The organism is Enterobacter cloacae complex sp. ECL411 (assembly GCF_021869665.1).
GTDB lineage: Bacteria > Pseudomonadota > Gammaproteobacteria > Enterobacterales > Enterobacteriaceae > Enterobacter > Enterobacter intestinihominis.
The window spans coordinates 1851445-1876220 of the sequence record NZ_CP091486.1 but is presented as its reverse complement, the minus strand read 5'-3'; the positions used below and the strand labels follow the sequence as shown (position 1 = coordinate 1876220).

At 56.2% G+C, this 24776-nt stretch carries 24 protein-coding genes; 9 read left to right on the top strand and 15 right to left on the bottom strand.

All coding sequences use genetic code 11. The features are described 5' to 3' along the window. Positions 1 to 45: 45 nt before the first annotated feature. Positions 46 to 285, bottom strand: a complete 240-nt coding sequence (cedA, locus tag L3069_RS09010; protein ID WP_022647825.1) for a cell division activator CedA — start codon at positions 283 to 285, stop codon at positions 46 to 48. A 201-nt stretch (positions 286 to 486) separates the two neighbouring features. Between cedA and katE the strand changes: the two genes are divergently transcribed. Next, positions 487 to 2736, top strand: coding sequence for a catalase HPII (gene katE, locus L3069_RS09005; RefSeq protein WP_236901913.1), 2250 nt, complete (start codon positions 487 to 489; stop codon positions 2734 to 2736). Positions 2737 to 2828: 92 nt separating this feature from the next. On the opposite strand, the gene chbG is transcribed toward katE, so the two are convergent. From chbG to chbA, 4 genes are all read right to left on the bottom strand, one after another. Further along, positions 2829 to 3578, bottom strand: a complete 750-nt coding sequence (gene chbG, locus L3069_RS09000; protein WP_038415892.1) for a chitin disaccharide deacetylase — start codon at positions 3576 to 3578, stop codon at positions 2829 to 2831. A gap of 11 nt (positions 3579 to 3589) precedes the next feature. Continuing rightward, positions 3590 to 4945, bottom strand: a complete 1356-nt coding sequence (locus tag L3069_RS08995; protein ID WP_038415891.1) for a 6-phospho-beta-glucosidase — start codon at positions 4943 to 4945, stop codon at positions 3590 to 3592. A 108-nt stretch (positions 4946 to 5053) separates the two neighbouring features. Next, on the bottom strand, positions 5054 to 5899 hold the full coding sequence (gene chbR / locus L3069_RS08990) for a transcriptional regulator ChbR (RefSeq protein ID WP_255248587.1): 846 nt from the start codon (positions 5897 to 5899) through the stop codon (positions 5054 to 5056). 2 nt (positions 5900 to 5901) lie between these two features. Then, positions 5902 to 6249, bottom strand: a complete 348-nt coding sequence (gene chbA / locus L3069_RS08985) for a PTS N,N'-diacetylchitobiose transporter subunit IIA (RefSeq protein ID WP_022647820.1) — start codon at positions 6247 to 6249, stop codon at positions 5902 to 5904. 193 nt (positions 6250 to 6442) lie between these two features. On the opposite strand from chbA, the gene L3069_RS08980 reads away from it, so the two are divergent. Then, positions 6443 to 7611, top strand: a protein-coding gene (locus tag L3069_RS08980) for an IS3-like element ISEc52 family transposase (RefSeq protein ID WP_085929673.1) whose coding sequence is annotated in 2 segments (ribosomal slippage) — positions 6443 to 6692 and positions 6692 to 7611 — 1170 coding nt in all. Because the reading frame shifts where the segments join, the coding sequence is not laid out codon by codon here. Positions 7612 to 7616: 5 nt separating this feature from the next. On the opposite strand, the gene chbC is transcribed toward L3069_RS08980, so the two are convergent. The 3 genes from chbC to osmE all read right to left on the bottom strand — a co-directional run bounded on the left by chbC (position 7617) and on the right by osmE (position 9936). Then, positions 7617 to 8912 (bottom strand): PTS N,N'-diacetylchitobiose transporter subunit IIC, encoded by a 1296-nt coding sequence (chbC, locus tag L3069_RS08975; protein ID WP_051979821.1) that lies wholly within the window; start codon positions 8910 to 8912, stop codon positions 7617 to 7619. A gap of 80 nt (positions 8913 to 8992) precedes the next feature. Then, entirely contained in the window at positions 8993 to 9316 is a 324-nt protein-coding gene (chbB, locus tag L3069_RS08970; protein WP_225303350.1) for a PTS N,N'-diacetylchitobiose transporter subunit IIB, read from the bottom strand. Between the two features lie 275 nt (positions 9317 to 9591). Further along, positions 9592 to 9936 carry an osmotically-inducible lipoprotein OsmE gene (osmE, locus tag L3069_RS08965; RefSeq protein WP_022647818.1) on the bottom strand — a complete coding sequence of 115 codons (345 nt, stop codon included), beginning with the start codon at positions 9934 to 9936 and terminating at the stop codon, positions 9592 to 9594. 231 nt (positions 9937 to 10167) lie between these two features. On the opposite strand from osmE, the gene nadE reads away from it, so the two are divergent. Both nadE and cho read left to right on the top strand, forming a co-directional pair. After that, on the top strand, positions 10168 to 10995 hold the full coding sequence (nadE, locus tag L3069_RS08960; protein ID WP_038415889.1) for an ammonia-dependent NAD(+) synthetase: 828 nt from the start codon (positions 10168 to 10170) through the stop codon (positions 10993 to 10995). Positions 10996 to 11110: 115 nt separating this feature from the next. Beyond that, complete coding sequence (gene cho / locus L3069_RS08955; RefSeq protein ID WP_032624399.1) at positions 11111 to 11989, top strand: excinuclease Cho; 879 nt, start codon at positions 11111 to 11113, stop codon at positions 11987 to 11989. Here the strand turns inward: cho and ves are convergent. From ves to L3069_RS08920, 7 genes are all read right to left on the bottom strand, one after another. Continuing rightward, positions 11967 to 12524, bottom strand: coding sequence for an environmental stress-induced protein Ves (gene ves, locus L3069_RS08950; RefSeq protein ID WP_038415888.1), 558 nt, complete (start codon positions 12522 to 12524; stop codon positions 11967 to 11969). The genes cho and ves overlap by 23 nt on opposite strands. A 167-nt stretch (positions 12525 to 12691) precedes the next feature. Continuing rightward, positions 12692 to 13186, bottom strand: a complete 495-nt coding sequence (gene spy / locus L3069_RS08945; RefSeq protein ID WP_038415887.1) for an ATP-independent periplasmic protein-refolding chaperone Spy — start codon at positions 13184 to 13186, stop codon at positions 12692 to 12694. Positions 13187 to 13523: 337 nt separating this feature from the next. Next, entirely contained in the window at positions 13524 to 14489 is a 966-nt protein-coding gene (gene astE / locus L3069_RS08940) for a succinylglutamate desuccinylase (RefSeq protein ID WP_038415886.1), read from the bottom strand. Positions 14490 to 14498: 9 nt separating this feature from the next. Continuing rightward, the gene (gene astB, locus L3069_RS08935) at positions 14499 to 15824 is read right to left on the bottom strand and encodes an N-succinylarginine dihydrolase (protein ID WP_023305957.1); all 1326 of its coding nucleotides are present in this window, start codon (positions 15822 to 15824) and stop codon (positions 14499 to 14501) included. Beyond that, a complete protein-coding gene (gene astD, locus L3069_RS08930) occupies positions 15811 to 17298 on the bottom strand; it encodes a succinylglutamate-semialdehyde dehydrogenase (protein ID WP_063136000.1) in 1488 nt (495 codons plus the stop codon). The genes astB and astD overlap by 14 nt, the downstream gene beginning before the upstream one ends. Further along, positions 17295 to 18329 carry an arginine N-succinyltransferase gene (gene astA, locus L3069_RS08925; protein WP_022647810.1) on the bottom strand — a complete coding sequence of 345 codons (1035 nt, stop codon included), beginning with the start codon at positions 18327 to 18329 and terminating at the stop codon, positions 17295 to 17297. Before astA ends, astD begins: the two co-directional genes overlap by 4 nt. Then, entirely contained in the window at positions 18326 to 19546 is a 1221-nt protein-coding gene (locus tag L3069_RS08920) for an aspartate aminotransferase family protein (RefSeq protein WP_022647809.1), read from the bottom strand. Before L3069_RS08920 ends, astA begins: the two co-directional genes overlap by 4 nt. Positions 19547 to 19979: 433 nt before the next feature. On the opposite strand from L3069_RS08920, the gene xthA reads away from it, so the two are divergent. Genes xthA through L3069_RS08895 form a run of 5 tightly spaced genes read left to right on the top strand, consistent with a single transcriptional unit; the run spans position 19980 to position 24774 of the window. After that, the gene (gene xthA / locus L3069_RS08915) at positions 19980 to 20786 is read left to right on the top strand and encodes an exodeoxyribonuclease III (RefSeq protein WP_023299900.1); all 807 of its coding nucleotides are present in this window, start codon (positions 19980 to 19982) and stop codon (positions 20784 to 20786) included. 6 nt (positions 20787 to 20792) lie between these two features. Further along, on the top strand, positions 20793 to 21476 hold the full coding sequence (locus L3069_RS08910; RefSeq protein ID WP_038415883.1) for a TVP38/TMEM64 family protein: 684 nt from the start codon (positions 20793 to 20795) through the stop codon (positions 21474 to 21476). A 6-nt stretch (positions 21477 to 21482) separates the two neighbouring features. Continuing rightward, positions 21483 to 22652 (top strand): ABC transporter substrate-binding protein, encoded by a 1170-nt coding sequence (locus L3069_RS08905; protein WP_074133725.1) that lies wholly within the window; start codon positions 21483 to 21485, stop codon positions 22650 to 22652. Beyond that, positions 22625 to 24154, top strand: a complete 1530-nt coding sequence (locus tag L3069_RS08900; protein ID WP_038415882.1) for an ABC transporter permease subunit — start codon at positions 22625 to 22627, stop codon at positions 24152 to 24154. Before L3069_RS08905 ends, L3069_RS08900 begins: the two co-directional genes overlap by 28 nt. After that, a complete protein-coding gene (locus tag L3069_RS08895) occupies positions 24154 to 24774 on the top strand; it encodes an ATP-binding cassette domain-containing protein (RefSeq protein WP_038415881.1) in 621 nt (206 codons plus the stop codon). The genes L3069_RS08900 and L3069_RS08895 overlap by 1 nt, the downstream gene beginning before the upstream one ends. Positions 24775 to 24776 lie beyond the last annotated feature (2 nt).

Here is a 24776-nt window from a genome sequence, read left to right as displayed (position 1 = left end):
CTGCTGAAATAAAAAAACCGCCATCGGGCGGTTTTTTTATGGCTGTTATTCTTCAACCTCTTCATCCTGGCGGGTCTGCATTGCCCATCGCTGCGCCGATTCCGGCACCGTAAACGCAGGGGAGCGACGGAAGTGCTCGCCAATCAGCACGAAGGCAACGTATTTACCCCGCAGCATCCAGACATCGCGAAAACCATCCACCTTCAGGGCATGGTCTGGCGGCGCGGGCTCAACGCGGGGTACATAGCTAATAACCTGGCGGTTTTGTTGACGAAGAGGTTTCATAAGCGACGGGTTCACTAAAGCAAATTCTTAAAGCAGGAAATTTCTATCATAGCCGATTCTCCCCCCGCCCGTCGCGCCTGACGTATCGCAGATGGCTCCTTTCGCTAATCAATATCTGAAAACGCTTAGTTCGCCTGCTAATTCTTAACATTGTTCTATCCTTAATAGGGTTTTTAGGAATGAACAAAGGAGAAGCGTGCAATGTCGAACAATGTTAAACCACATCAGTCACCCATTCATGGGACTGAAGAATCTCAACCGGGAATGGACTCACTTGCCCCAGCCGACGGCTCACACAAACCATCACCGGGTCCATCCGCACCGGGTGAACAGCCTACCGCCCCGGGCAGCATGAAAGCCCCGGAAACGGAAAACGAAAAGCTGAAATCGCTCGATCCTCACCGCAAGGGCGGTGAAGGCCATGCGCTGACCACGAACCAGGGCGTTCGCATTGCCGATGATCAGAACTCCCTGCGCGCCGGAACGCGCGGCCCGACGCTGCTGGAAGATTTCATCCTGCGCGAAAAAATCACCCATTTCGACCATGAGCGTATCCCTGAGCGTATCGTCCACGCTCGCGGCTCCGCGGCGCACGGCTATTTCCAGCCGTACAAGAGCCTGAAGGAGATCACCAAAGCAGATTTCCTTTCCGATCCGAACAAAATCACACCGGTGTTTGTGCGTTTCTCTACCGTACAGGGCGGCGCGGGTTCGGCCGACACGGTGCGTGATATCCGCGGCTTCGCCACCAAATTCTATACCGAAGAGGGCATTTTCGACCTCGTCGGGAATAACACTCCGGTTTTCTTCATACAGGACGCGCATAAGTTCCCTGACTTTGTCCATGCGGTAAAACCAGAACCACACTGGGCCATACCGCAGGGACAAAGTGCGCATGACACATTCTGGGACTACGTCTCCCTGCAACCGGAAACCCTTCACAACGTGATGTGGGCGATGTCTGACCGGGGGATCCCGCGCAGCTATCGCACCATGGAAGGCTTTGGTATTCATACCTTCCGTCTGATTAACGCTGAAGGTAAAGCGACGTTTGTGCGTTTCCACTGGAAACCGGTCGCGGGGAAAGCGTCCCTGGTGTGGGATGAAGCGCAGAAGCTGACTGGACGCGATCCGGACTTCCACCGTCGCGAACTGTGGGAATCCATTGAAGCCGGTGATTTCCCGGAATACGAGCTGGGGTTACAGCTGATCCCGGAAGAAGACGAGTTCAAATTCGACTTCGACCTGCTCGACCCGACCAAGCTTATTCCTGAAGAGTTGGTGCCGGTTCAGCTGGTGGGTAAAATGGTGCTTAACCGCAACCCGGATAACTTCTTCGCGGAAAATGAGCAGGCAGCGTTCCACCCGGGCCATATTGTGCCGGGGCTGGACTTCACCAACGATCCGCTGCTGCAGGGTCGTCTGTTCTCTTACACCGATACGCAGATCAGCCGTCTTGGTGGACCTAACTTCCATGAGCTCCCAATCAACCGTCCGACCTGTCCGTACCATAACTTCCAGCGTGACGGGATGCATCGCCAGGATATCGATACCAACCCGGCGAACTACGAGCCGAACTCCATTAACGATAACTGGCCGCGTGAAACCCCGCCGGGGCCAAAACGTGGCGGATTCGAGTCGTATCAGGAGCGCGTGGACGGAACAAAAATTCGCGAGCGCAGCCCGTCATTCGGCGAATATTACGCTCAGCCTCGCCTGTTCTGGAACAGCCAGACTCCGATCGAACAGCAGCACATTATCGGCGGCTTCAGCTTCGAGCTGAGCAAAGTGGTGCGTACCTACATTCGCGAGCGCGTGGTCGACCATCTGGCGCATATTGATATCCAGCTTGCTCAGGGCGTGGCGAATAATCTCGGCATTACGCTGACTGACGAGCAATGCCATGCTGCACCGCCTAAAGACGTGAACGGGCTGAAGAAGGATCCGTCCCTGAGCCTGTACGCGGTACCTGGCGGGTCGATCAAAGGCCGCGTAGTGGCTATCCTGCTGAACGATAAACCGCGCGCCAGCGACGTTCTGGGGATCATGAGGGCGCTCAAGACTCAGGGCGTACACGCCAAACTGCTTTACTCACGCATGGGTGAAGTGACGGCCGATGATGGCTCCGTCCTGCCGATTGCCGCGACCTTTGCCGGGGCACCGTCCCTGACGGTTGATGCGGTGATTATGCCGTGCGGCGACGTTGAGAGTCTGCTCGGTAACGGTGATGCCGCCTATTATCTGCTGGAAGCCTATAAGCACCTGAAGCCAATCGCCCTCGCAGGCGATGCGCGGAAGTTTAAATCGCTGCTGAAGGTACCGGCTCAAGGGGAAGAAGGCATTGTCGAAGGTGATAACATTGACGATGCGTTTATGACCCGGCTGTTTGACCTGCTCGCCGCGCACCGCGTGTGGTCGCGCAGCAGCAAGATTGACCAGATACCGGCGTAAAAAAAGCCGGGTGGCGATACGCTTACCCGGCCTATATTTCGACTGATGTTGTAGGCCCGGTAAGGCGAAGCCGTCCCCGGGCTTTATTTTGCTCACAAATCCCTGAACGTCCCCAGACGATACCCACGCTCGGCAATCGCATACTTCAACGACGCCGACGTTAGCACGTCCAGTTCCGCCAGACGCGGCCAGCAGTAGGCGCTCTTACGTACGATGTTATCGACAAACGCCGGATGCGCCATTACCTCAAGCGAGCGCTCCCCTTTTGCGGCGGAGGCATCCAGCACCTTCAGGAACAGCGCTTCGTCGATATCGTCGCCATAAAATGCGCTGCTGAACCCCTCCGTTGACGTCACCGCAACGTCCGGCAGTCCGCGCACCTCCCGATCCACGCGCATCGCCACGCCTTTACGTTTGGCAAATTCTGCCACAAGCGGGAAAATCGCCGGGATCATATGCACATGATGATGACTGTCGATATGGGTGGGCTCGCGGCCAAACACATCCACAAAGCGGTTAAACTGGCAGTCCAGCTCGCGGGCAATCTCATCAAGCGGCAAAGCGTCCTGCTCCGCCATTTCCCAAATCCATTTACCCAGTTGCCCGTCGCGCGTCAGCCCCGGCATCGGTGAAAGGGGCAACCCAAGCGTCAGCACAAAGTGCATGCCCACGCCCAGTTCGGGCAGCTCACGGCTTAACTGCGCCGCATGTTCCACCGCCTCACCGTTGATGAGCGCTGTTGTAGAGGTCACGACGCCCCGGCGACAGGCTTCGATAATGCCGTAGTTCTGCCCTTTTGACAGGCCGAAATCATCGGCATTGACGATCAGCAGGTTTTCCATCGCGCCTCCTCTTAACGGTGTGTGAGTTTCAGTTTCTCAACCGTTGCAGCAAAGTTTGGCAGCCATTTCTCATGCGCCAGTATCATCTCACTCGCGAGTTTTTCAGCGTCACGGTCAGAATGCACCAGCGGGCTCAGGTTCAGCGCCAGCAGCACGTCATTCAGCTCGCCGCTCAGGGCCGCATTGCTCGCCGCCACTTCAAAGCCTTTGATGGTGTGAATCAGGCCCATCACCTTATCGTCGAAGTGGGTAATGCGGGGATGCGGTTTTGCACCCTCGCGCCCAAGGATGCAGGTCATCTCCACGGCCCAGTCTGCCGGGATATTGTCGATGTGCCCATGATGCGGAACGTTCACATAGTGCTCGGCCTGCTTGTCATTGTAAATGGCGTTGATCACTTCACACGCGGCATCTGAATAGTATGCCCCACCGCGCTGCTCAAGCTCTTTCGGTTTGACGTTCAGGTTCGGATCTTTATACAAATCAAAAAGCTGCTTCTCTACTTTCTGTACAACCTGAGCGCGTGCGCCTCCTTTGTAGTATTCGCCCATTTCAATCGCCAGCATCTCTTTCTGCTTGAAGTAGTAAAGCAGATACGAGCACGGCAGCAGATTCAGGGAGCGGATCAGCCCTTCGCTGAACGGCAGATCGAAGATGTTTTTCACCGAGGCCGCGGTCAGGCGACCAGAGGCAACGCCATCAAGCAGCTCCGCAAAGCGCGATTGCCCGTTCACAATCACATCTTTGATAAAGACCATGTGGTTCAGGCCGAACAGGTCAATGGACAATTCATCGTTATCGGTTAGCGCCAGCACATCGCGGATGAACATCTTCATGCCGATCGGAATATTGCAGACGCCGATAAAGCGTTTGAAACCGGTGTGACGATAGACTGCCTCGGTGACCATCCCGGCCGGGTTGGTAAAGTTAATCACCCACGCGTTCGGGCAGATCTCTTCCACGTCTTTAATGATGTCAAAAATGACCGGAATAGTACGCAGACCTTTAAACAGGCCACCTGCCCCGTTGGTTTCCTGGCCCAGATAACCGTGGCTCAGCGGAATACGCTCGTCCAGCTCACGCGCCTTCAGCTGGCCGACGCGCAGCTGGGTGGTCACGAAGTCAGCATCTTTCAGCGCCAGGCTGCGATCCAGCGTTTTATGCACGGTTAAAGGCACGCCTGCTTTTTCAACCATGCGTTTGCACAGTTCAAAAATAATATTTAGCTTCTCCTGACCTTCTTCAACATCCACCAGCCATAATTCGCTGACCGGTAATTCATGATAACGTTTCAGGAAACCTTCAAGTAATTCCGGGGTATAGCTGCTGCCGCCACCAATGGTTACGACTTTTAATTTCTTTTGCATAAACTCTCCCTTAGCTTATCAGGGTAATCGCCTGCAAGGTATAGCGTACTCTTCCCGCTATTTGGGCAAGCCATTACGTCAATATTCCTGGCGGATAACCGCCGAAAGTTAATTAATTACCGTTAAATTTTTGCGGTAACTGTTCGGTGTGAATGAAGTCATTTTCTTAAAGGTTTTAATAAACAGGCTGGGGCTGCTGTAACCCGATTCGTAAGCGATATCGGTGACAGAGTAGTTAGTAATTTCCAGCTGTTTTTTGGCAAAATTGATGCGGATTTCATTAATAATTTGAACAGGCGTTTTACGGTAATAGCGCTGCGTGGCGCGCGTTAAATATTCCTGCGATTTACCCGACAGCGCCACCATGTTTTCCAGGGCGTTATCGCTGAACTGTCCTTTGTCGTGCATCAGCTCCACGGTACTGCGCAGCCACTGAGGAATATCATCCACCACCTGCTGTTCTTCACGATGATGGCGAAGACGGTTCATGACGTAGAACGTCACGGTTTCAATAAATTCATCAAATTCATTGTCGCGGAAATTCAGCGAGGCGATAACCGTTTCAATCCAGGTCATAAACTCATTTTTAACGCGATACACCTGTGACGCCACAAAGCAGAACGGAACCAGCGGCAGATAGTGCTTCTCGAAGAAACGCCTGCTCACCCCTACGTTAAGAATGCGCGTCGCACCAAACTCATAAAAGCTCTGGTGATAGGACCCCATCGGCAGGAAGACGAAATCGCCACGCTCAAGCAGGACGCGCTTACCGTTGATCTCCTGATAGTAGCGGCCGGTCAGAACAATCGTGAACTCGTAGTAGTCATGCTGGTGCAGACCGCTGGCGCTCTCCGTTTTGTTGTAAATCACCACGTGAAAATTCTTGCCATTAAACAGCTGCTGCTCATGTGCGGTTTTGATTTCCATCGTGCTGACCTCCTGGTGCCTGTTCAGACTTACTGCATCTTCTCGTGAAGCTCGATGAGCTCCGCTACCATCTCGCGCGCCAGCATGGAGGTCATCAGGTGATCCTGCGCATGTACCAGCACCAGACTCACTTTCATCTTTCCTTCGCCCTGGTCGCTTTCGATGAGTTTCGTCTGCACCAGATGCGCTTCGTTTAACGCCGTACGGGACTGCTCCATCATGGTTTTCGCGGCAACAAAATCGCCCTGCTTAGCCTGCTTAAGCGCCGCATACGCCAGGCTTCGCGCCTGCCCGGAATTGATGATGAGCCCCATCACCACTTCTTCCAGATCGTTCACTGCGGTTTCTTCGGCAACGATACTCTCTAAATCTAACATCTTTAAGCTCCTTTACGCTGGCGCGGGTTGCCCCGCGCCGTGCAATTTTAGAATTTCAGTGCGAGGGCGATATCCTCTTCGCTCTCTTCTTCATCGATAACCGTTGCAGCCTTGTTTGAAGTGAAGTGGTTTACTGAATTTGGCCACCTGAACAGAGGTGATATGCTCACCTCAGAACAACACAGGTGTCATAATGAAAAAAAGAAATTTCAGCGCAGAGTTTAAACGCGAATCCGCTCAACTGGTCGTTGACCAGAACTACACCGTGGCAGATGCAGCCAGCGCTATGGATGTCGGCCTTTCCACAATGACGCGATGGGTGAAACAATTACGTGATGAACGGCAGGGCAAAACACCAAAAGCCTCCCCCATTACCCCGGAACAAATTGAAATCCGTGAGCTCAGGAAAAAGCTACAACGTATTGAAATGGAAAATGAAATATTAAAAAAGGCTACCGCGCTCTTGATGTCAGACTCCCTGAACAGTTCTCGATAATCGGGAAACTCAGGGCGCGTTATCCTGTGGCCACTCTCTGCCATGTGTTCGGGGTTCATCGCAGCAGCTACAAATACTGGAAAAACCGTCCTGAAAAGCCAGACGGCAGACGGGCTGTATTACGCAGTCAGGTACTTGAACTGCATGGCATCAGCCACGGCTCTGCCGGAGCAAGAAGCATCGCCACAATGGCAACCCAGAGAGGCTACCAGATGGGGCGCTGGCTTGCTGGCAGACTCATGAAAGAGCTGGGGCTGGTCAGTTGCCAGCAGCCGACTCACCGGTATAAGCGTGGCGGTCATGAGCACGTTGCTATCCCGAATCATCTTGAGCGACAGTTCGCCGTAACGGAACCAAATCAGGTGTGGTGCGGTGATGTGACCTATATCTGGACGGGTAAGCGCTGGGCGTACCTCGCCGTTGTTCTCGACCTGTTCGCAAGAAAACCAGTGGGCTGGGCCATGTCGTTCTCGCCGGACAGCAGGCTCACCATGAAAGCACTGGAAATGGCATGGGAAACCCGTGGTAAGCCCGTCGGGGTGATGTTCCACAGCGATCAAGGCAGCCATTATACGAGCAGGCAGTTCCGGCAGTTACTGTGGCGATACCGGATCAGGCAGAGTATGAGTCGGCGTGGAAACTGCTGGGATAACAGCCCAATGGAGCGCTTCTTCAGGAGTCTGAAGAACGAATGGGTGCCGGCGACGGGCTATGTAAGCTTCAGCGATGCAGCTCACGCAATAACGGACTATATCGTTGGATATTACAGCGCACTAAGACCGCACGAATATAATGGTGGGTTACCGCCAAACGAATCAGAAAACCGATACTGGAAAAACTCTAACGCGGTGGCCAGTTTTTGTTGACCACTTCAGTTCGCAATCGCCACGAACGGCATGTAGAGCAGGGTTGCAATCCCGAGGTTGAATATCGCCAGCAGGAAGGCGGCCACGCTACCGTTGGTGTTGAAGAACGCGCCCAGACCAGCTGGCATCGTCCACGGCGCAATGTTGGTCACCGGCGGGATAATGCCCAGGTAATACGCCGTCAGCGTAATCGCGGCCAGCAGCGGCTGAACCAGGATGAATGGAATGAACATCACCGGGTTCATGATAATTGGCAGACCAAACAGGATCGGCTCGTTAATCTGGAAGATGCCTGACGGCAGGGCCAGCTTCGCAACCTGACGATGGTCGGCGCGGCGAGAGACAATAAAGACCGCGATGATCAGACCCAGCGTCGCCCCGGTACCGCCCAGGAAGATATAGGAGTCAAGCATCGGCTTCGCCCACACATGGAAGGTTTTACCGGCCGCCAGCGCCGCATCGACGGAGCCGTACTGCTGGTAAAGCGCGACGTTTTCCAGTGCCCACGGGGTCATAATACCGCTGTCCAGCGCCGCCAGTGCCAGTGAACCATGCACGCCGAAGAACCACAGCAGGGAAGTAAAGATGACATACGCCCAACCGACCACGCTACCCATCGACGCCAGCGGCGTTGAGATAGAGTCCATAATGATCTGGTGGAAGTTAGTCCCCCAGTGAGAGAGCGCCCAGGCAATAATCCCCATGATGGAGAGAATAATGAAGCCCGGTATCAACGCGGAAAATGAACGAGAAACAGAGGCCGGAACGCTATCAGGCAAGCGGATAACCCAGTTGCGGCGAATAATAAAGGTGAACATTTCGGCCACCACCAGTCCGATAATAATACCGGAAATAATGTTTGCCCCACCCAGCCAGTTGGCGCCCACGGCGTAAGCGTCGCCTACACTGTACGGCGTGACGGTCATAAACGCGGCAATGGACAGTAAGCCCGCCGCCAGCGGATCCACTTTACGCTCTTCCGCCAGCGCCATTCCGATAAAGAAAGGCGCCATTAGCGACATAATACCCAACGTACCGTTGTATACGTTGCCGCCAATGGCTTTTAAACCATTAAGGGTTTCAATAGTGGAAGCATCTAACCTAATTCCTAATGAATAAAAAAAGGAACCTTCTCCAAAGCTGAGAAAAACGTTGTTAATTAAAACGAACATTGCCCCGGCTAATGTCAACGGCATTAATTTAATAAAGCCGTTCCTAATGGCATTAACGTGAGGCTGCTTTCCTATTTTAACAGCAAAAGGAAGGAGTACCTTTTCAAGTGAAGCGATGACTTTACTCATAGGAAAATACCCTTAAATGCCGCAACGACCGTTACGGCGTATTGTGTGTGAAATAACTCTTTGACGGGAAAAATAAAAAATTAATTAGCAGCTTTTTTAATCGCCGCAACAGCAGCTTTTAATACACCTAAACCATCAATCTTGCCGTATAAAACGGAATCGATCACTTCGACCGGCTTATTAGGGAGCAAACGTTGAATTTCTGGCAGCATATAAGCGATTTGCGGCCCGAGTAAAATTACATCTGCTGTCTGACCCTTTTCGCCCGCCAGCGTTTCCGGAAACGCCTCAATCACCACAGGGACTTCATATTTTTCGGCCTGCGCGCGCATTTTTGAAACCAGCAGCGAAGTGGACATGCCCGCAGAGCAGAACAAGTAGATATGTTTCTTTTCCATGATAATTTCCCTCTTATTGGTCTGACCGCCGTCGCGCTATCACTCGACTCGCTATCCTGGCTGACGGGCAGTGTGCTGAACATTGTTTGTCGTTGAAGTGAGTATACGCAATGGTACAGGGAGGGGATAATTCTGGATAGACTCAAATTGTCTCTCATTGACCTGGCTTGTTGACTACCTTCACATTTCAGGCAAATATTTCGCGCTAAGAAATAAGATTTACGTATGCATAAAAAAACCGGCCATCAGGCCGGTTTGTTAACACTTTCAGGCAAGCGCGGTTACTGCGCCTTAGGTGCCTGTGGATCGGTGTCGTATTCAGCGCAGGTCTGGTAGCCCGAATTGATCACGTGACCGGTATCATCCAGGGCGACAAAGTAGGTTTCTGCCTTACCATTACGTTGACCCAGAATATAGGTCTGGCAGGTGCCACGCGCGTGGATCATAGTGACTTCTGAAGAAGGTTTACCGGCAATGGCTGCAACCTGGGAACGCGTCATGCCTTTTTTGACGTCTTTTACCACTGGCTGTGTGAACTGATCTGTGGTGCGATCGTAAGCTGTACACCCAGCCAGCATAGTCAGTACCGCCGCTGCGCTTAAAATTCCTGCTACGTTCTTGTTCATATTCCGTCCTCTTGTTTATCAGCGTGTTAACTAAGCATGGGATAAAAATTACTATTGTTCAACTTTGCGAGTTACGCCAGACGAATTTCGGAAAATTCTAATAAAACAACGATAAGCTGCTAAATCGCTGTAAAACAGTACACTCAAAACTGTGATCCTTGTCGTTTCCCCGACAAAGGGTTAGTTTTAACAGATCACACTTTCTGTTTGGTTCTGCATAGGGAGGGCGTAATGGCTCTGCAACAAGAAATTATTCAGGCGCTGGGCGCGAAACCTGCGATTAATGCCAAAGAAGAGATCCGTCGAAGCGTTGATTTTTTGAAAGCTTACCTGTCCGCACACCCTTTCCTGAAGACGCTGGTACTGGGTATCAGCGGCGGTCAGGACTCCACTCTGGCCGGTAAACTAAGCCAGATGGCCATCACCGAGCTGCGTGACGAGACCGGTGACACCGCACTGCAATTTATTGCCGTACGTCTGCCGTATGGCGTGCAGGCCGACGAGCAGGACTGTCAGGATGCGATCGCCTTTATTCAGCCGGACCGTGTTCTTACCGTAAACATCAAAGGTTCGGTACTGGCAAGCGAGCAGGCCTTGCGTGAAGCTGGCATTGAACTGAGCGATTTTGTTCGTGGCAACGAGAAAGCCCGTGAGCGCATGAAAGCGCAATACAGTATCGCAGGGATGACCAAAGGGGTCGTCGTCGGCACCGACCACGCCGCGGAAGCCATCACCGGTTTCTTCACCAAATACGGCGATGGCGGCACGGACATCAACCCCCTCTTCCGCCTGAACAAGCGTCAGGGTAAGCAACTGCTGGCGGCGCTGGGCTGCCCGGAGCACCTGTATAAGAAGGCGCCAACGGCAGACCTGGAAGACGATCGCCCTTCCCTGCCGGATGAAGCCGCGCTGGGTGTGACCTATGACAACATCGATGATTATCTGGAAGGCAAAACGCTCGACGAAGGTACCGCAAAAATTATTGAAGGCTGGTATCTGAAAACCGAGCACAAACGCCGTCCACCCATTACGGTGTTTGATGATTTCTGGAAAAAGTAAAAGCAAAACGGTAACTCAGTTTTGCAGGCCGGGTAAGGCGTAACCGCCACCCGGCTCTTTTTTAACCACCAAACACCTGCTACACTGTATGCCTGAACAGTATATGGAGCAGTATGTGAGCAGGCGTCAATCCGCCCCGCGTCTTGAGTTTGAAGCGGCGGCTATCTACGAATATCCCGAGCATCTTCGCCCCTGGCTTGAGGCGCTGCCTAAACAGCCTGGCGTCTATTTCTTCCACGGCGACAGCGACACCATGCCGCTCTATATCGGCAAAAGCGTAAATATCCGCAGTCGGGTGATGTCGCACCTGCGTACGCCGGACGAAGCGTCGATGCTCAGACAGTCCCGGCGGATCACCTGGATCGAGACGGCAGGTGAACTGGGCGCGCTTCTGCTCGAAGCCCGGCTCATCAAGGAACAGCAGCCGCTGTTTAACAAACGCCTGCGCCGCAACCGCCAGCTGTGTTCCTTGCAGGTTAACGCGGGAAAACCGCAGGTTGTTTATGCCCGGGAAGTGGATTTTTCGCATGAACCGAATCTTTACGGTCTGTTTGCCAACAAACGTGCCGCACTGCAAACTCTGCAATCCCTTGCTGATGAATTACAGCTTTGTTACGGCCTGTTAGGACTGGAAGCGACTACCCGCGGTCGCGCCTGTTTCCGCTCCGCGTTGAAACGCTGCGCCGGGGCGTGCTGTGGAAAAGAGAGCGTTGAAGAACATCATGCCCGGTTTATGGCTGGCCTGGCCTCAATCAGCGTCAACTGCTGGCCGTGGGAAGGCGCGGTGGCGTTGAAAGAGACCCGCGATGCGATGACGCACTATCACGTCATCCGCAACTGGCTCTGGCTTGGCGCGGTTGAAAGTCTGGATGACGCTGCCGCCCTGCTGCGCACACCTGCCGGGTTCGATCAGGATGGCTACAAAATTCTCTGTAAGCCGCTGTTAACCGGTAAATATGAGATAGTCATGCTCAATGACCCGGCAGCCAGGTAATTTCACTTAACAGCAGCGACCCCTTCGTTTCCAGTAGACGGAGGGTATGGCTGCCCTCTTGCCAGCTGGCGCCCTGATCGGCGGTCAGTAATTTATCGCCCAGTTGCCAGGCGCCGCTTAATACGAACGCCACGCCACCGCGTGATGCGAAGGTAGTGAACGTTCGGGTAGCAACGCGCACCTTTGCCTGGCAGTGCTCCCGTCGGGTCATGACATTGAAATCCATCGACATCTGCCCCTCTGTGAGCACGGCTTTCACCGTCAAATCGCCCGCAAAGCCGTAAGGCTGATGGTGTTTCAGGGTATGGCAAAACGCCCTCCCCGCATCCAGCGTCACCTCGCCGCCTTCCAGCAGCGTAATCACCCGGTCAACGCCCGGAAACGCGGAGAATTCGCCGTTACTGGCGATGGAGGCGATGCTGGCCCGCCAGGAAAAATCCCGCGTCGCGGGAGGGAAACAGCAAATCTCACGCGTCTCACCCGCGCCGTTACGCCAGAGACTGACGGGTATTTTACGGATATCAAAGAATTCCATGACCACTCCTGAAGGACGCACCGTGCGCCAGGGCATTTTCACAGACGTATTATCGGCAACGGTATGGCCAGACCTTAGGCATGGGGCAAAAGAAAAACCGCCGGTCCTGTCCACAGCGTTTTCGCTTGTGTAGACAGGAGCCCGGCGGTCTTAAGAGAGTGAACCGATTATTCGGCTGGTGCAGGCATTTTACCTTCCGGCGCTGCACGTTCTGTCAGACGCTTCTCAAAATTGGCATTAAATTGCTTTTTCTGTTCCGGCGTCAGAATGTTGTAAATCTTGTTCTGGGTTTCCATGTGGGCCAGCATATGCGCTTTATGCTGCTCGGCCATTTTGTCGATCTGCGCTTCTGCTTTTGCTTTGTCGAAGCTGTCGCTGGCAATGATGTCATGCATCGCGCGGCGCTCTTCCAGCGGAGGACGTTTCATCTGGTCACGCTGACTTTTCCTGATGTCGCGGATCTGCTGCTTCTGCGCATCGGTCAGGTTCAGATCTTTAAACATCATCATCTCATGATGCATACCCGGCTTGCCTTTATGATGCATCATCATTTTGCCTTCTGCCGGCGCGGCGGTAGTGGTCGCGGTATCGGCGGCGAACGCCATGCTGGTAGCGCCCAGAGCCAGGGTAGAGGCAACAAACAGTGCAGTTAATTTACGCATAATGTCTTTCCTTACTTTCAGTTATTCTTCGGCGCTATGCCGTGTTGACGAGATTAACTTTACGGGGTTTATCGTCAATTAGTCAGAGCAACGGTAAAACAATGAAAGTATAAAAAACACGTTTTCGCCAATTATGGAGAAATTAAGGAAAAAGCGTGGAGAGATGAAACAAAAATATTCAACAGGATGATTTTAAAGAGATTGTGGAGGAGTATAGCGAAGTGCCGTTTAATAATAAAGCAATTCTCCAGGAATATTCCGCAAACACTTCCAGAGCGCTTTTAACGTTAAGAAATTAATTCTTCGTTTCCCCTCCGGTCTGCGCGAGGGGAGACGATCAGGGCATTTTTTCCAGCATCAACCCGGCTCGTAAACCAAACGCGACTGACGGGTTAGGAAATAAAACATATTCCGTGGGGTTCTGTACCGCATAACGCGTCTCACCATCTTCCGCCAGCAGGACGCCCTGGCGAAACGGCGTGAAGTTCAGCGTATGGGGCGCCATATGAAGCTGGAAAGCTTCACTTTGACGCGTGATCTGCTGTACGACCCGATAGCGCACGACGGGTTCCCGGGTGGGTTCCGGCGCAACCCCTGCGAGCAACGCCCGAAGCGCCTGATGCGTAGGGGCAAAACGCGTCAGGTCGTTTTGCCCGAACGGCAGCGCTTTTCCCAGCTCCAGCGTGCAGGACAGCGCGCCGAAATTCTCGCAGGTGAAGTGGGTAAACGTGCCGCCCGGCGTCTGGTGGAAAACCAGCGCTTCCAGTCCCGCGTCGCCAAGCCAGGTCAGAAACGCCTCATCCCACGGCTGATGGCGCTGCGGTAACACGCCAAAACGTACGTGGTACGAGGCGCGGATGGCGGTATGCAGATCGAGGTGCCAGCGCGTTTCCCCCGCCCCGGCAAAAAACGCCGTGACCACCTTCTCCAGCCATTGCGCACGTGTCGTTTCATCACTCTGTGGAAATTGCGCCCAGCGGCCACCAAACATTCGGTTGATGTCGCTCACGAGATACCGTTTGTTTTGCGCCAGCGCAGGCGGATTTCCCAGTACCACCAGCAGACGGCAGTGCAGCGTGATCTCTGCGCGATACAGCGCGCGCAGCAACAGATCGACAATCTCCACAGGCGCGGTTTCATTCCCGTGAATGCCGGTAGAAAGCAGCAGCGACAGGTTATATTGCCCCGTCGGCGTCAGTTCAAGCACGCCCGGCCCCAGCCATCGCCAGTGGAACGAGGGGCCTTCCCCCTCGTGCCGCTCCGGTGTCTCTTCAGCCAGCGTCAGCGCCAGAAAGTTTTCCATATCGTCTCCTTAGCGCTGGAACGGATAAACCGATCCCAGTTGCAGGATGGTTGATAATGCATCCAGCGCCTCGCGGCCTTCGCGCAGCAGCTGCGGATCAACCAGATCGGCCTGAACCAGACGGTCACGATAGTAGCGGTCCACCCAGTCATTGAGGGTATTGAACAGCGTGTCGTTCATCATCACCGCCGGATTCACGGCCTGCATTTCCTCCGGCGTTAACACCACGCGCAGTCGCAGGCACGCCGGTCCCCCGCCGTTGGCCATACTTTCCCGCAGATCAAACACGCGCAGTTCATCAATCGGGTTATCCGCCTGCACCAGTTCGCTGAGATAGCGCCAGACGCCCTGATGGTTGCGGGACTCCTGCGGCAGCACCAGCATCATGCTGCCGTCATCCCGGCTCAGCAGTTGGCTGTTGAACAGATACGTTTCGACCGCATCCTGCACGCTTACCGCCTGCGTGGGCACCTGAATCGGCATAAATCCCGGCACGCGTTCGCGCAGCGTGGCCAGCAACTTTTCCTGATGGGCAAACGCCTGCTCGTGGCAGAACAGCACCTGACGGTTGGAAACGGCAATCACGTCGTTATGAAAAACGCCCTGGTCGATCACCTGCGGATTTTGCTGGGCAAAAATCACCTGAGTAGGATTAACCTGGTTCAGCCGTGCAACCGCCTGGCTTGCGGCTAAGGTTTGTCTCGCCGGATAACGAACCGGCGCGGCGTGGCCGCCCTCTTCCCGTCCATAGATAAACAGCTGCAAACCCGGATCGCCGTAATCGCCACCCAGACGGTTGTGGTTTGCCGCCCCTTCGTCGCCAAACATCGCGACCTGCGGCAGCGCCGAATGCACCTCAAAATGCGCATCATGATTAAAAATGGCGCGCAGCACGCGCCCGGTGGTCTCCGCTTCGCTGGCGCGGTGGAATTTGTTGTTCAGGTTAGCGACAGTCAGATGCACTTTGCCGTCCAGCGTATCCGCCGACGGCGCGACGGTGGCGGCATTCGCTACCCACATTGAAGAGGCTGAACTGGCCGCGGAAAGCAGCTGTGGGGACTGCGTACCGGCTTTTTCAACCACCTGTTCATCCGTACCGCTGAAGCCCAGCTGGCGCAGCACGGCCACGTTCGGCCGCTCCTGCGGCGGGATCACCGCCTGCGGGAAACCGGCATCGGACAGCGCCTTCATTTTCAATAGCCCCTGCTTGGCCGCCAGCTTCGGGTTCGAGACCTGGAAACGGTGCTTCGTCGAAGCTTCATTGCCGAACGACAGCCCGGCATAGTGGTGCGTCAGCCCCACCAGTCCGTCAAAGTTAACCTCACGCGCTTTCATGGGCGTCACCCTCTGTAAAATCCAGCCCCGGATTCAGCGTCTCCGGCAGCGTCAGCGCCGGGGTTTCCAGGCTTGCCATCGGCCACGCGCAGTAATCGGCGGCATACCAGGCGCTGGCGCGATGGTTGCCCGATGCCCCTACGCCACCAAACGGCGCGGTGCTCGCCGCGCCGGTCAGCGGTTTGTTCCAGTTCACGATCCCGGCGCGCGCTTCCAGCAGCAGCTGGTCGAATTTCTCGCGATGCGGGGATATCAGGCCGCTCGACAGACCGTAGCGGGTGTTGTTGGCCATCTCGATCGCCGACTCAAAATCGTCATAGCGCCAGACGCACAGCAGCGGGCCAAAGACCTCTTCATCCGGCACGTTGCTCGTCGCACTCATCTCAATAATCCCCGGCGTCAGCAGCGACGTGCCCGGCATTACCTGCTTCGGCTCCAGCAGGGTCTTCGCCCCACGCGCCACGTGCTCCTGCCACGCTTTCAGCACGTTCAGCGCCGCCTGCCCGGAGATCAGCCCGCCGATAAACGGCTGCGGCTCGGTATCCCATTTCGCGGGAACCAGACGCCCGCTCACCTCCACCAGACGCTTAAGAAACGCATCCCCCTGCGCGCCGCGTTTAACCAGCAGGCGGCGGGCGCAGGTGCAGCGCTGTCCGGCGGTAATGAATGCCGACTGAATGGTCAGGTGGACCGCAGCATCGATATCATCCGGATCTTCCACAATCAGCGGGTTGTTGCCACCCATCTCCAGCGCCAGAATTTTTTCCGGCTGCCCCGCCAGCTGACGATGCAGCTGATAACCCGTTCCGGCACTGCCGGTAAACAGCAGACCGTCAATGTCGCTCAGCGCACTCAGCGCCTGACCGGTTTCACGCCCGCCCTGCACCAGATTCAGCACGCCCGGCGGCAGCCCTGCCTGCTCCCAGAGTTTTACCACCGCTTCTCCGGTTAAGGGGGTTAACTCACTCGGCTTGAAGATAACGGTATTTCCCGCCAGCAGCGCAGGCACAATATGCCCGTTCGGCAGATGCCCGGGGAAGTTGTACGGGCCAAACACCGCCAACACCCCGTGCGGACGGTGGCGCAGCGTGGCGGCGCCGTCCGGCATCCCGGTATGCTGCTCACCGGTGCGGGCATGGTACGCCTTCACCGATATACCGATTTTATTGATCATCGCCGTCACTTCGGTGGTTGCCTCCCAGCGCGGCTTGCTCGTTTCGCAGGCAATGATGCGGGTCAGCTCTGCTTTATTGGCCTCCAGCAGCGCAGCAAATTTCTCAACCAGCGCCTGGCGCTCGGAGAATGGCCGTTTCGCCCATGCCGGAAACGCGCGGCGTGCAGCCTGGCAGGCCTGCTCAACCTGCCCGGCGCTGGCGTCGTTCCCCGACCAGAGCACCTCCTGGCCGACCGGGTTAGTTTTTGTCCGCGCATCACCTTCGCCCGTTACCCAGTCACCGTTAATCCATAGAGTCATGCTGTTTTCTCCTCAGGGCAGAGCCGCACCAGGCGAACCGTGTCGCCAGCGTTACATTTCAGGGCATCCAGTTGCGCAGCCGTCAGTACCAGACGCTCGCATGTTGGGTTGGTTCGCACCAGCATGGCGCGGAAGTTGGCGTAATTCTCGTTCGAGACCAGGCAGGCTGGCCACTCGCCCGGCGCGGGCTGGCCTTCTGAAACCTCAACCAGGCGGCTTTTACGGATGGCGCGTACGCGGTCAATATCGCATTCCAGCGTTGGACCGCCGTCAAAGATGTCGACGTAATTGCGGTAGCGAAAACCCTCTTTCTCCAGCACTGCACGGGCCGGGGCGGTTTGCGGGTGAACTTCGCCGATCACCGCCTGCGCTTCCGGCGTTAAGAAATGGGTATAAATAGGATGCTTCGGCATTAACTCGGCGATAAACGCCTTCTGACCGGTACCGCACAGGTAATCCGCCCGGCTAAATTCCATGGAGAAGAAGCGTTCGCCCAGGCTCTCCCAGAACGGCGAGTAGCCCGTCTCATCAATTACGCCGCGCATCTCCGCGACCACTTTTTCGTTGAAGCGGTCGCGAAAGGCGGCCATAAACATGAAGCGCGATTTGGAGAGCAGATAACCGTTACCCTCTTTGCGCCAGTCCGGATCGAGAAACAGGGTGCAGAGTTCGCTGGCGCCGGTATGGTCATTACAGAGAAAAAGCGTCGGCAGCGCGTTGTAGACGTTCAGCTCTTTCGAGGCGTGGACCATCGTGCCGACGCGGTAGTTGTACCACGGATCGTTAAGCCCGACGGCCACCTCGATGGCGCAAATCCCCGCCACGGTTCCCGTGTCGGTCTCTTCCAGCACGAACACATAGCCCTGTTCGCTTTTTGGCAACGTCCCCTGCCAGGTTTGCAGGGCGCGCTCAATGCGCGCCGACAGCGTTTTTTCATCGGCAGGCAGCGAGGTCAGCCCGCCCCCTGTCTTACCGGCAAGCTGCATAAGCCCGGCGAGATCGCCGTGCGCAACGGGACGGATGACCATCATGATGACACCCCGGACTTCACCTGTTCGCAGGCCAGCGCAAAACGATCTAACCCGGTTCTGACCTCTTCCTCACTGACGATCAGCGCAGGGGCAAACCGCACCACGTTAGCGCCGGCAATCAACACCATCACGCCCTGCTTTGCCGCTTCCTGTGAAATCAGCTTCGCTTTGCCAGCAAACTCAGGGGCAAGCTCACAACCTATCAACAGCCCCAGACCGCGGATCTCTTTGAACATGCCGGTCTGGTTATTGATGGCGGTAAGACGCTCAACAAACCACTGGTGACGCTGCTTCACGCCGCTAAGCACCTCAGGAGTGTTGATGATATCCAGCACCTGTCCGGCGACAGCGGTTGCCAGCGGGTTACCGCCGTAAGTGGTGCCATGGGTGCCCACGGTCATCACGCTGGCGAATGTATCGGTGGTCAGCATCGCCCCCACCGGGAAGCCGCCGCCGAGCGCTTTGGCTGTTGAAAGCACATCCGGGGTCACGCCATAGTGCATGTAGGCGTACAGCTCACCCGTGCGGCCCACGCCGGTCTGGACTTCGTCAAAAATCAGGACCGCGTTATGCCGATCGCACAGCTCGCGCAGCCCTTGCAGGAACGCTTTCTGGGCGGGCATGACGCCGCCTTCCCCCTGCATGGGCTCGACAATCACCGCACAGGTGGTGTCGTCAATCAGCTCGCTGGCAGAGTGTAAATCGTTATACGCCGCATGACGGATATCCGGCGGCAGCGGCGCAAAATCCTGAGAATATGAGGGCTGACCACCCGCACTGACGGTAAACAGCGTGCGGCCATGGAAGGCATTTTTAAAGGCTACGATGCCGCTCTTGTGCGGGCCGAATTTATCGTGCGCATATTTGCGCGCCAGCTTCAGCGCCGCTTCGTTCGCTTCCGCGCCGGAGTTACAGAAAAAGACTTTTTCTGCGAAAGTGGCGTCGATCAGCTTCTTCGCCAGACGCAACGCCGGTTCGTTGGTATAACCGTTGCCGGTATGCCAGAATTTCGCCGCCTGATCATTCAGCGCCTGCCGCAGCGCCGGGTTTGCATGCCCCAGCGCATTCACCGCAATCCCACCCGCAAAGTCGATATACTCTTTGCCCTGCTGATCCCACAGGCGAGAGCCTTCCCCACGTACCGGAATAAAAGCCGCCGGAGCGTACACCGGCATCATCCATTCATCAAAATTTTCACGCGTAACTGACAGAGACATAGCGACCTCATCCGGTAAATAAAAGGTTGTTTAAATGTTAAATAATTGAGTGTTTGCACTGTGAATGTAGATTGCAGCGTTCGTGCCAGCCAGCGATAAAAATGCATAAACGGATTTGGGTAACAGAATATCAATGAGTTACAATATGGAGTTATTCACTATTAATGCATAAATAGTGAATATTTTTACAGCAAGCGGCGCTTTGCCGCACGAAAACAAGAAAGAGTATGCACATGCCAAATATAATTCTGGAATTGTGATCGCTCGCGAAATTTATCGGTCCTTTACGCCCTGTTCGAGGGCAAAACGCGTCGAAATGGTGCAAATATTGCACCGTCGGCATTATCTGTCGCAGTAATTGGGCGAAGCGGATAACAGACGACGTAAATTCTGCTACCATCCTTGCACTATTCACCTTGCATTGGCAGCGACTATGAAATTTGTCTCTTTTAATATCAACGGCCTGCGTGCCCGCCCTCACCAGCTCGAAGCGATTGTTGAGCAACATCAGCCAGATGTGATCGGCTTGCAGGAGACAAAAGTTCACGACGATATGTTCCCGCTCGAAGAGGTAGCGAAGCTGGGCTATAACGTTTTTTACCACGGTCAGAAAGGCCACTACGGCGTTGCGCTGCTGACCAAAGATACGCCGGTGTCGGTGCGTCGTGGCTTCCCGGGTGACGGTGAAGAAGCACAGCGTCGTCTCATCATGGCTGAGCTGCCTTCCCCGCTGGGTAACATCACTGTGATTAATGGTTACTTCCCGCAGGGTGAAAGCCGCGACCACCCGACCAAATTCCCGGCCAAAGCCAAATTTTATCAGGATCTGCAAAACTACCTTACGACCGAACTCAACAAAGATAATCCGGTGCTGATCATGGGGGATGTGAATATCAGCCCGACTGATCTGGACATTGGCATTGGCGAAGACAGCCGCAAGCGCTGGCTGCGCACCGGGAAATGTTCCTTCCTGCCGGAAGAGCGCGAGTGGATGCAGCGCTTGCTTGACTGGGGGCTGGTGGATACCTTCCGCACCGCTAACCCGGAGACGCAGGATCGCTTCTCGTGGTTTGACTACCGCTCTAAAGGCTTCGATGACAACCGGGGCCTGCGTATTGATCTGCTGCTGGCGAGCGCCCCCCTGGCCGAACGCTGCATCGAAACCGGTATCGACTATGATATTCGCAGCATGGAAAAACCGTCCGACCATGCGCCAGTATGGGCAACGTTCAAGCTGTAATCCTCAGTGAATATTAAAAAAATCAGTCTCCTGTGCGCCCTTCTGGGCGCATTTGTTTTGATCGTTGTTTTGCTTCCTCCGGGCATGCTCTCCCTCGACACGTTAAAAATACACCAGCAAACGTTGCTCGATCGTGTGGAGCAGGCGCCCCTTCAGAGCGCGCTGATCTATTTTGCGGTTTACGTTCTGGTCTCTGCGCTGTCGATACCCGGGGCTGCGCTTCTGACGCTGCTCGGCGGGGCGATTTTCAGCCTGTGGGAGGCGACGCTGTTGGTGTCATTGGCCTCGACGCTCGGCGCCACGCTTGCCATGCTCGTCAGCCGTTATCTGCTGCGTGACTGGGTGCAACGGCGCTTTGCCGCACAGATGAACACGATCGATGCGGGGATGGTTCGCGATGGCGCGCGCTACCTTTTTGCCCTGCGCCTGATGCCGTTGTTTCCGTTCTTTCTGGTCAATTTACTGATGGGGCTAACACGTATCCAGGTGCGTCACTACTGGTGGGTCAGCCAGCTTGCGATGCTACCTGCCACCGTCATTTATCTGAACGCCGGACGCGAGCTGGGAAAACTCACCACGCTGCGCGATATTCTGTCGCCGGGACTGCTGTTCGCCTTTACACTATTAGGGTTATTACCGCTGGTCACTCGCTGGCTGTTTTCCCGTTACATCCCTTCGATTAAAAAGTGAGGCATTATGCGCCGGGTGCGTTTTTGCGCGTTTCTGACGAGTCTGCTGCTGGCAACCTCTGCCTTCGCCGCAGAAAGCTGGCAATCCATTCAGCAACAGGCCACCGGGCAGACCGTCTGGTTTAACGCCTGGGGCGGTGACGAGGCCGTTAACCGCTACCTCGACTGGGTGAGCGGCGAGATGAAAACGCACTACGCCATTAACCTGAAGATCGTTCATCTGGCCGATGCCGCCGATGCGGTGAAGCGGATCCAGACGGAACAGGCCGCAGGACGCAGCAGTAACGGGTCGGTGGATCTACTCTGGGTAAACGGGGAAAACTTCCGCACGCTGAAGGAGGCAAACCTGCTGCTCACCGGCTGGGCGCAAACCCTGCCCAACTGGCGTTACGTCGATACCCGTAAACCGGTCACGGAAGATTTTGCCATCCCGACCGATGGGGCGGAATCCCCATGGGGCGGCGCGCAGTTAACCTTCATCGCCCGTAAAGCGAGTATGCCGACGCCCCCGGCAGATCCCCACGCGCTGCTGGCTTACGCTCAGCAGCACCCTGGCAAGGTGAGCTATCCGCGACCGCCGGATTTTACCGGCACGGCGTTTCTTGAACAGCTTCTGCTGGCATTGACCGCCCATCCGGAGGCGTTAAAAAACGCGCCGGACGGCACCTTTGCAGAGATCACCGCGCCGCTGTGGGACTATCTTGATACGCTGCATCCCCTGCTGTGGCGCGAAGGGAACGATTTTCCTCCGTCGCCTGCGCGCATGGATACGCTGCTTGCCAGCGGCAGCCTGAACCTGTCGCTCACCTTTAACCCCGCCCATGCGATGCAAAAGGTGGCGAGCGGTGAACTGCCTGCCGACAGCTACAGTTTCGGCTTTCTCAAAGGCATGATCGGCAACGTCCATTTTGTCGCTATCCCGGCAAATGCCAGTGCGAGCGCAGGGGCGAAAGTGGTGGCAAATTTCCTGCTGTCACCGCAGGCGCAGATCCGCAAAGCCGATCCTGCCGTCTGGGGTGACCCGAGCGTGCTGGATGGTGCCAAACTACCTGCGAAAGCGGCAAAACAGCTTCATGCCTTTACCCCTTCAGGCACGCCTGATGTACTTCCCGAACCGCACGCCGCCTGGGTTAACGCCCTGGAGCAGGAATGGCTTCGCCGCTACGGAACCCGCTAAGCGGGCTGGTATGGGCGGCAATGGCGGTCATCTATCTGCCACTGCTTCCCGCCAGCGGCATGCTGCTGGCCCCGGCGTTTTCTCTCAGTAACTGGGCGGCGCTGTTTGCCGACCCGCAGCTGCCGCAGGCGCTGGCCGCTACGCTGGTATCAACCCTCATCGCGACGCTGGATTCACTGTTTATCGCCCTGAGCCTGCTTGCGCTTCTCTGGCCGGGTGATGGCTGGCAGCGCCTGAGCACCCGTCTGCCGTGGCTGTTAGCCGTGCCGCACGTCGCCTTCGCCACCAGCGCGCTGCTGCTGTTTGCGGAAGGCGGTCAGTTTTACCGGATCTGTACAGTCTGTTCGCCGCAGCTTGACCGCTACGGTATCGGGCTTGGCCTGACGCTTGCGGTCAAAGAGAGCGCGTTCGTTCTGTGGGCAATCTACGCCGCGCTGCCTGAAAAGCGCCTCGCACAGCAGAAAATTGTCCTGCATACCTTCGGCTACGGACGAATGCAGGCGCTTAACTGGCTCGTCCTCCCGGCTATCGCCCCCGCGCTGGGCGCCGTGATGCTGGCGGTGCTCGCCTGGTCGCTTTCCGTGGTGGATGTGGCGATCGTGCTCGGGCCGGGCAACCCACCTACGCTGGCGGTGCTGGCCTGGCAGTGGCTCACCCAGGGCGATGCGCAGCAGCAGACAAAAGGAACGTTGCTGTGTCTGGTGTTGCTCCTGCTGCTGGCCGCACTTGCCGCGGTGGGATACGGCCTCTGGACGGCATGGCGGCGCGCCCAGCCTGACCCCTCCGGGGTACGTCGCGCTTCGCATACCGCGTTGCCCGCACGGACGCTGGGCGGGTTACTGCCGTTGTGCGGCGTGCTCTGTGCGCTGGTTCTGCTGATGCTGGCACGCCGGGGCCACATCGGCCCCGTCAGCGACAGCCTTTCACTGGGACTGCTGTCCAGCCTGACAGCGCTGGCCATCCTCATGATCTGGCTTGAGTGGGGACCCCAGCGCGGCGCGGTGTGGATCTGGCTGCCGCTTGCCCTCCCGGCGCTGCCCCTCGTGTCCGGGCAGTATGCCGTGGCGCTGTGGCTGGGCATCGACGGCCAGTACGCTGCGGTGCTCTGGAGCCATATGCTCTGGGTTCTCCCGTGGATGCTCCTGGTGCTGCAACCGGCCTGGCGCAGGCTCGATCCCCGGCTTATCCTCACCGCCAGAACGCTGGGCTGGCGACAGGCGAAAATTTTCTGGTTAGTGAAATGTCCCCTGATGGTTCGTCCGGCACTGCTGGCCTTTGCCACCGGCTTTTCCGTGAGCATGGCCCAGTACATGCCCACCCTCTGGCTGGGAGCGGGTCGTTTTACTACTCTGACGACGGAGGCGGTCGCCCTCAGCAGCGGCGGCAGCGTTCCGATCCTCGCCAGCCGGGCGCTGGGTCTGTTGCTGTTGACCAGCAGCGTATTTGCCCTTGCCGCGCTGCTCGCCCGGTTCGTGGGCCGTCACAGACAAGGATTACGTTAATGCTGAACGTGAAAAATCTCACCATTGCGCCACTCTTACGTGAGGTCAACTTCCGCGTCCCGGCAGGGGAGATTCTCACGCTGATGGGACCCTCCGGGAGCGGGAAATCGACCCTTTTCGCCTGGATGGTGGGCGCGTTATCCGCTGATTTTAAGGCGCACGGCGAGCTGTGGCTGAACGATCGTCGCTGCGATATGCTCCCCGTGGAAACGCGCGGGATCGGCATTCTGTTTCAGGATGCCCTGCTGTTTGACGCCTTCAGCGTGGGGCAAAACCTGATGCTGGCGTTGCCGGCGCACATTGCCGGACGCGCGCGGCGCGACGCGGTAGAACAGGCTCTTGAATCTGCCGGGCTGGCAAACCACTATGTCAGCGATCCGGCGACCCTTTCCGGCGGCGAGCGCGCCCGGGTCAGCCTGCTGCGCGCCCTTCTCGCCCAGCCGCAGGCATTGCTGCTCGACGAACCGTTCAGCCGACTGGATAAAACGCTGCGCGCCTCATTCCGGGCGTGGGTATTCGAAACCACTCGCCAGCGCAAGATCCCGGTGGTGCTGGTCACGCATGATGAGGAAGATATCCCGCCCGGCGGAGAGGTGATTGAGATTTCTCGCTGGCAATAATG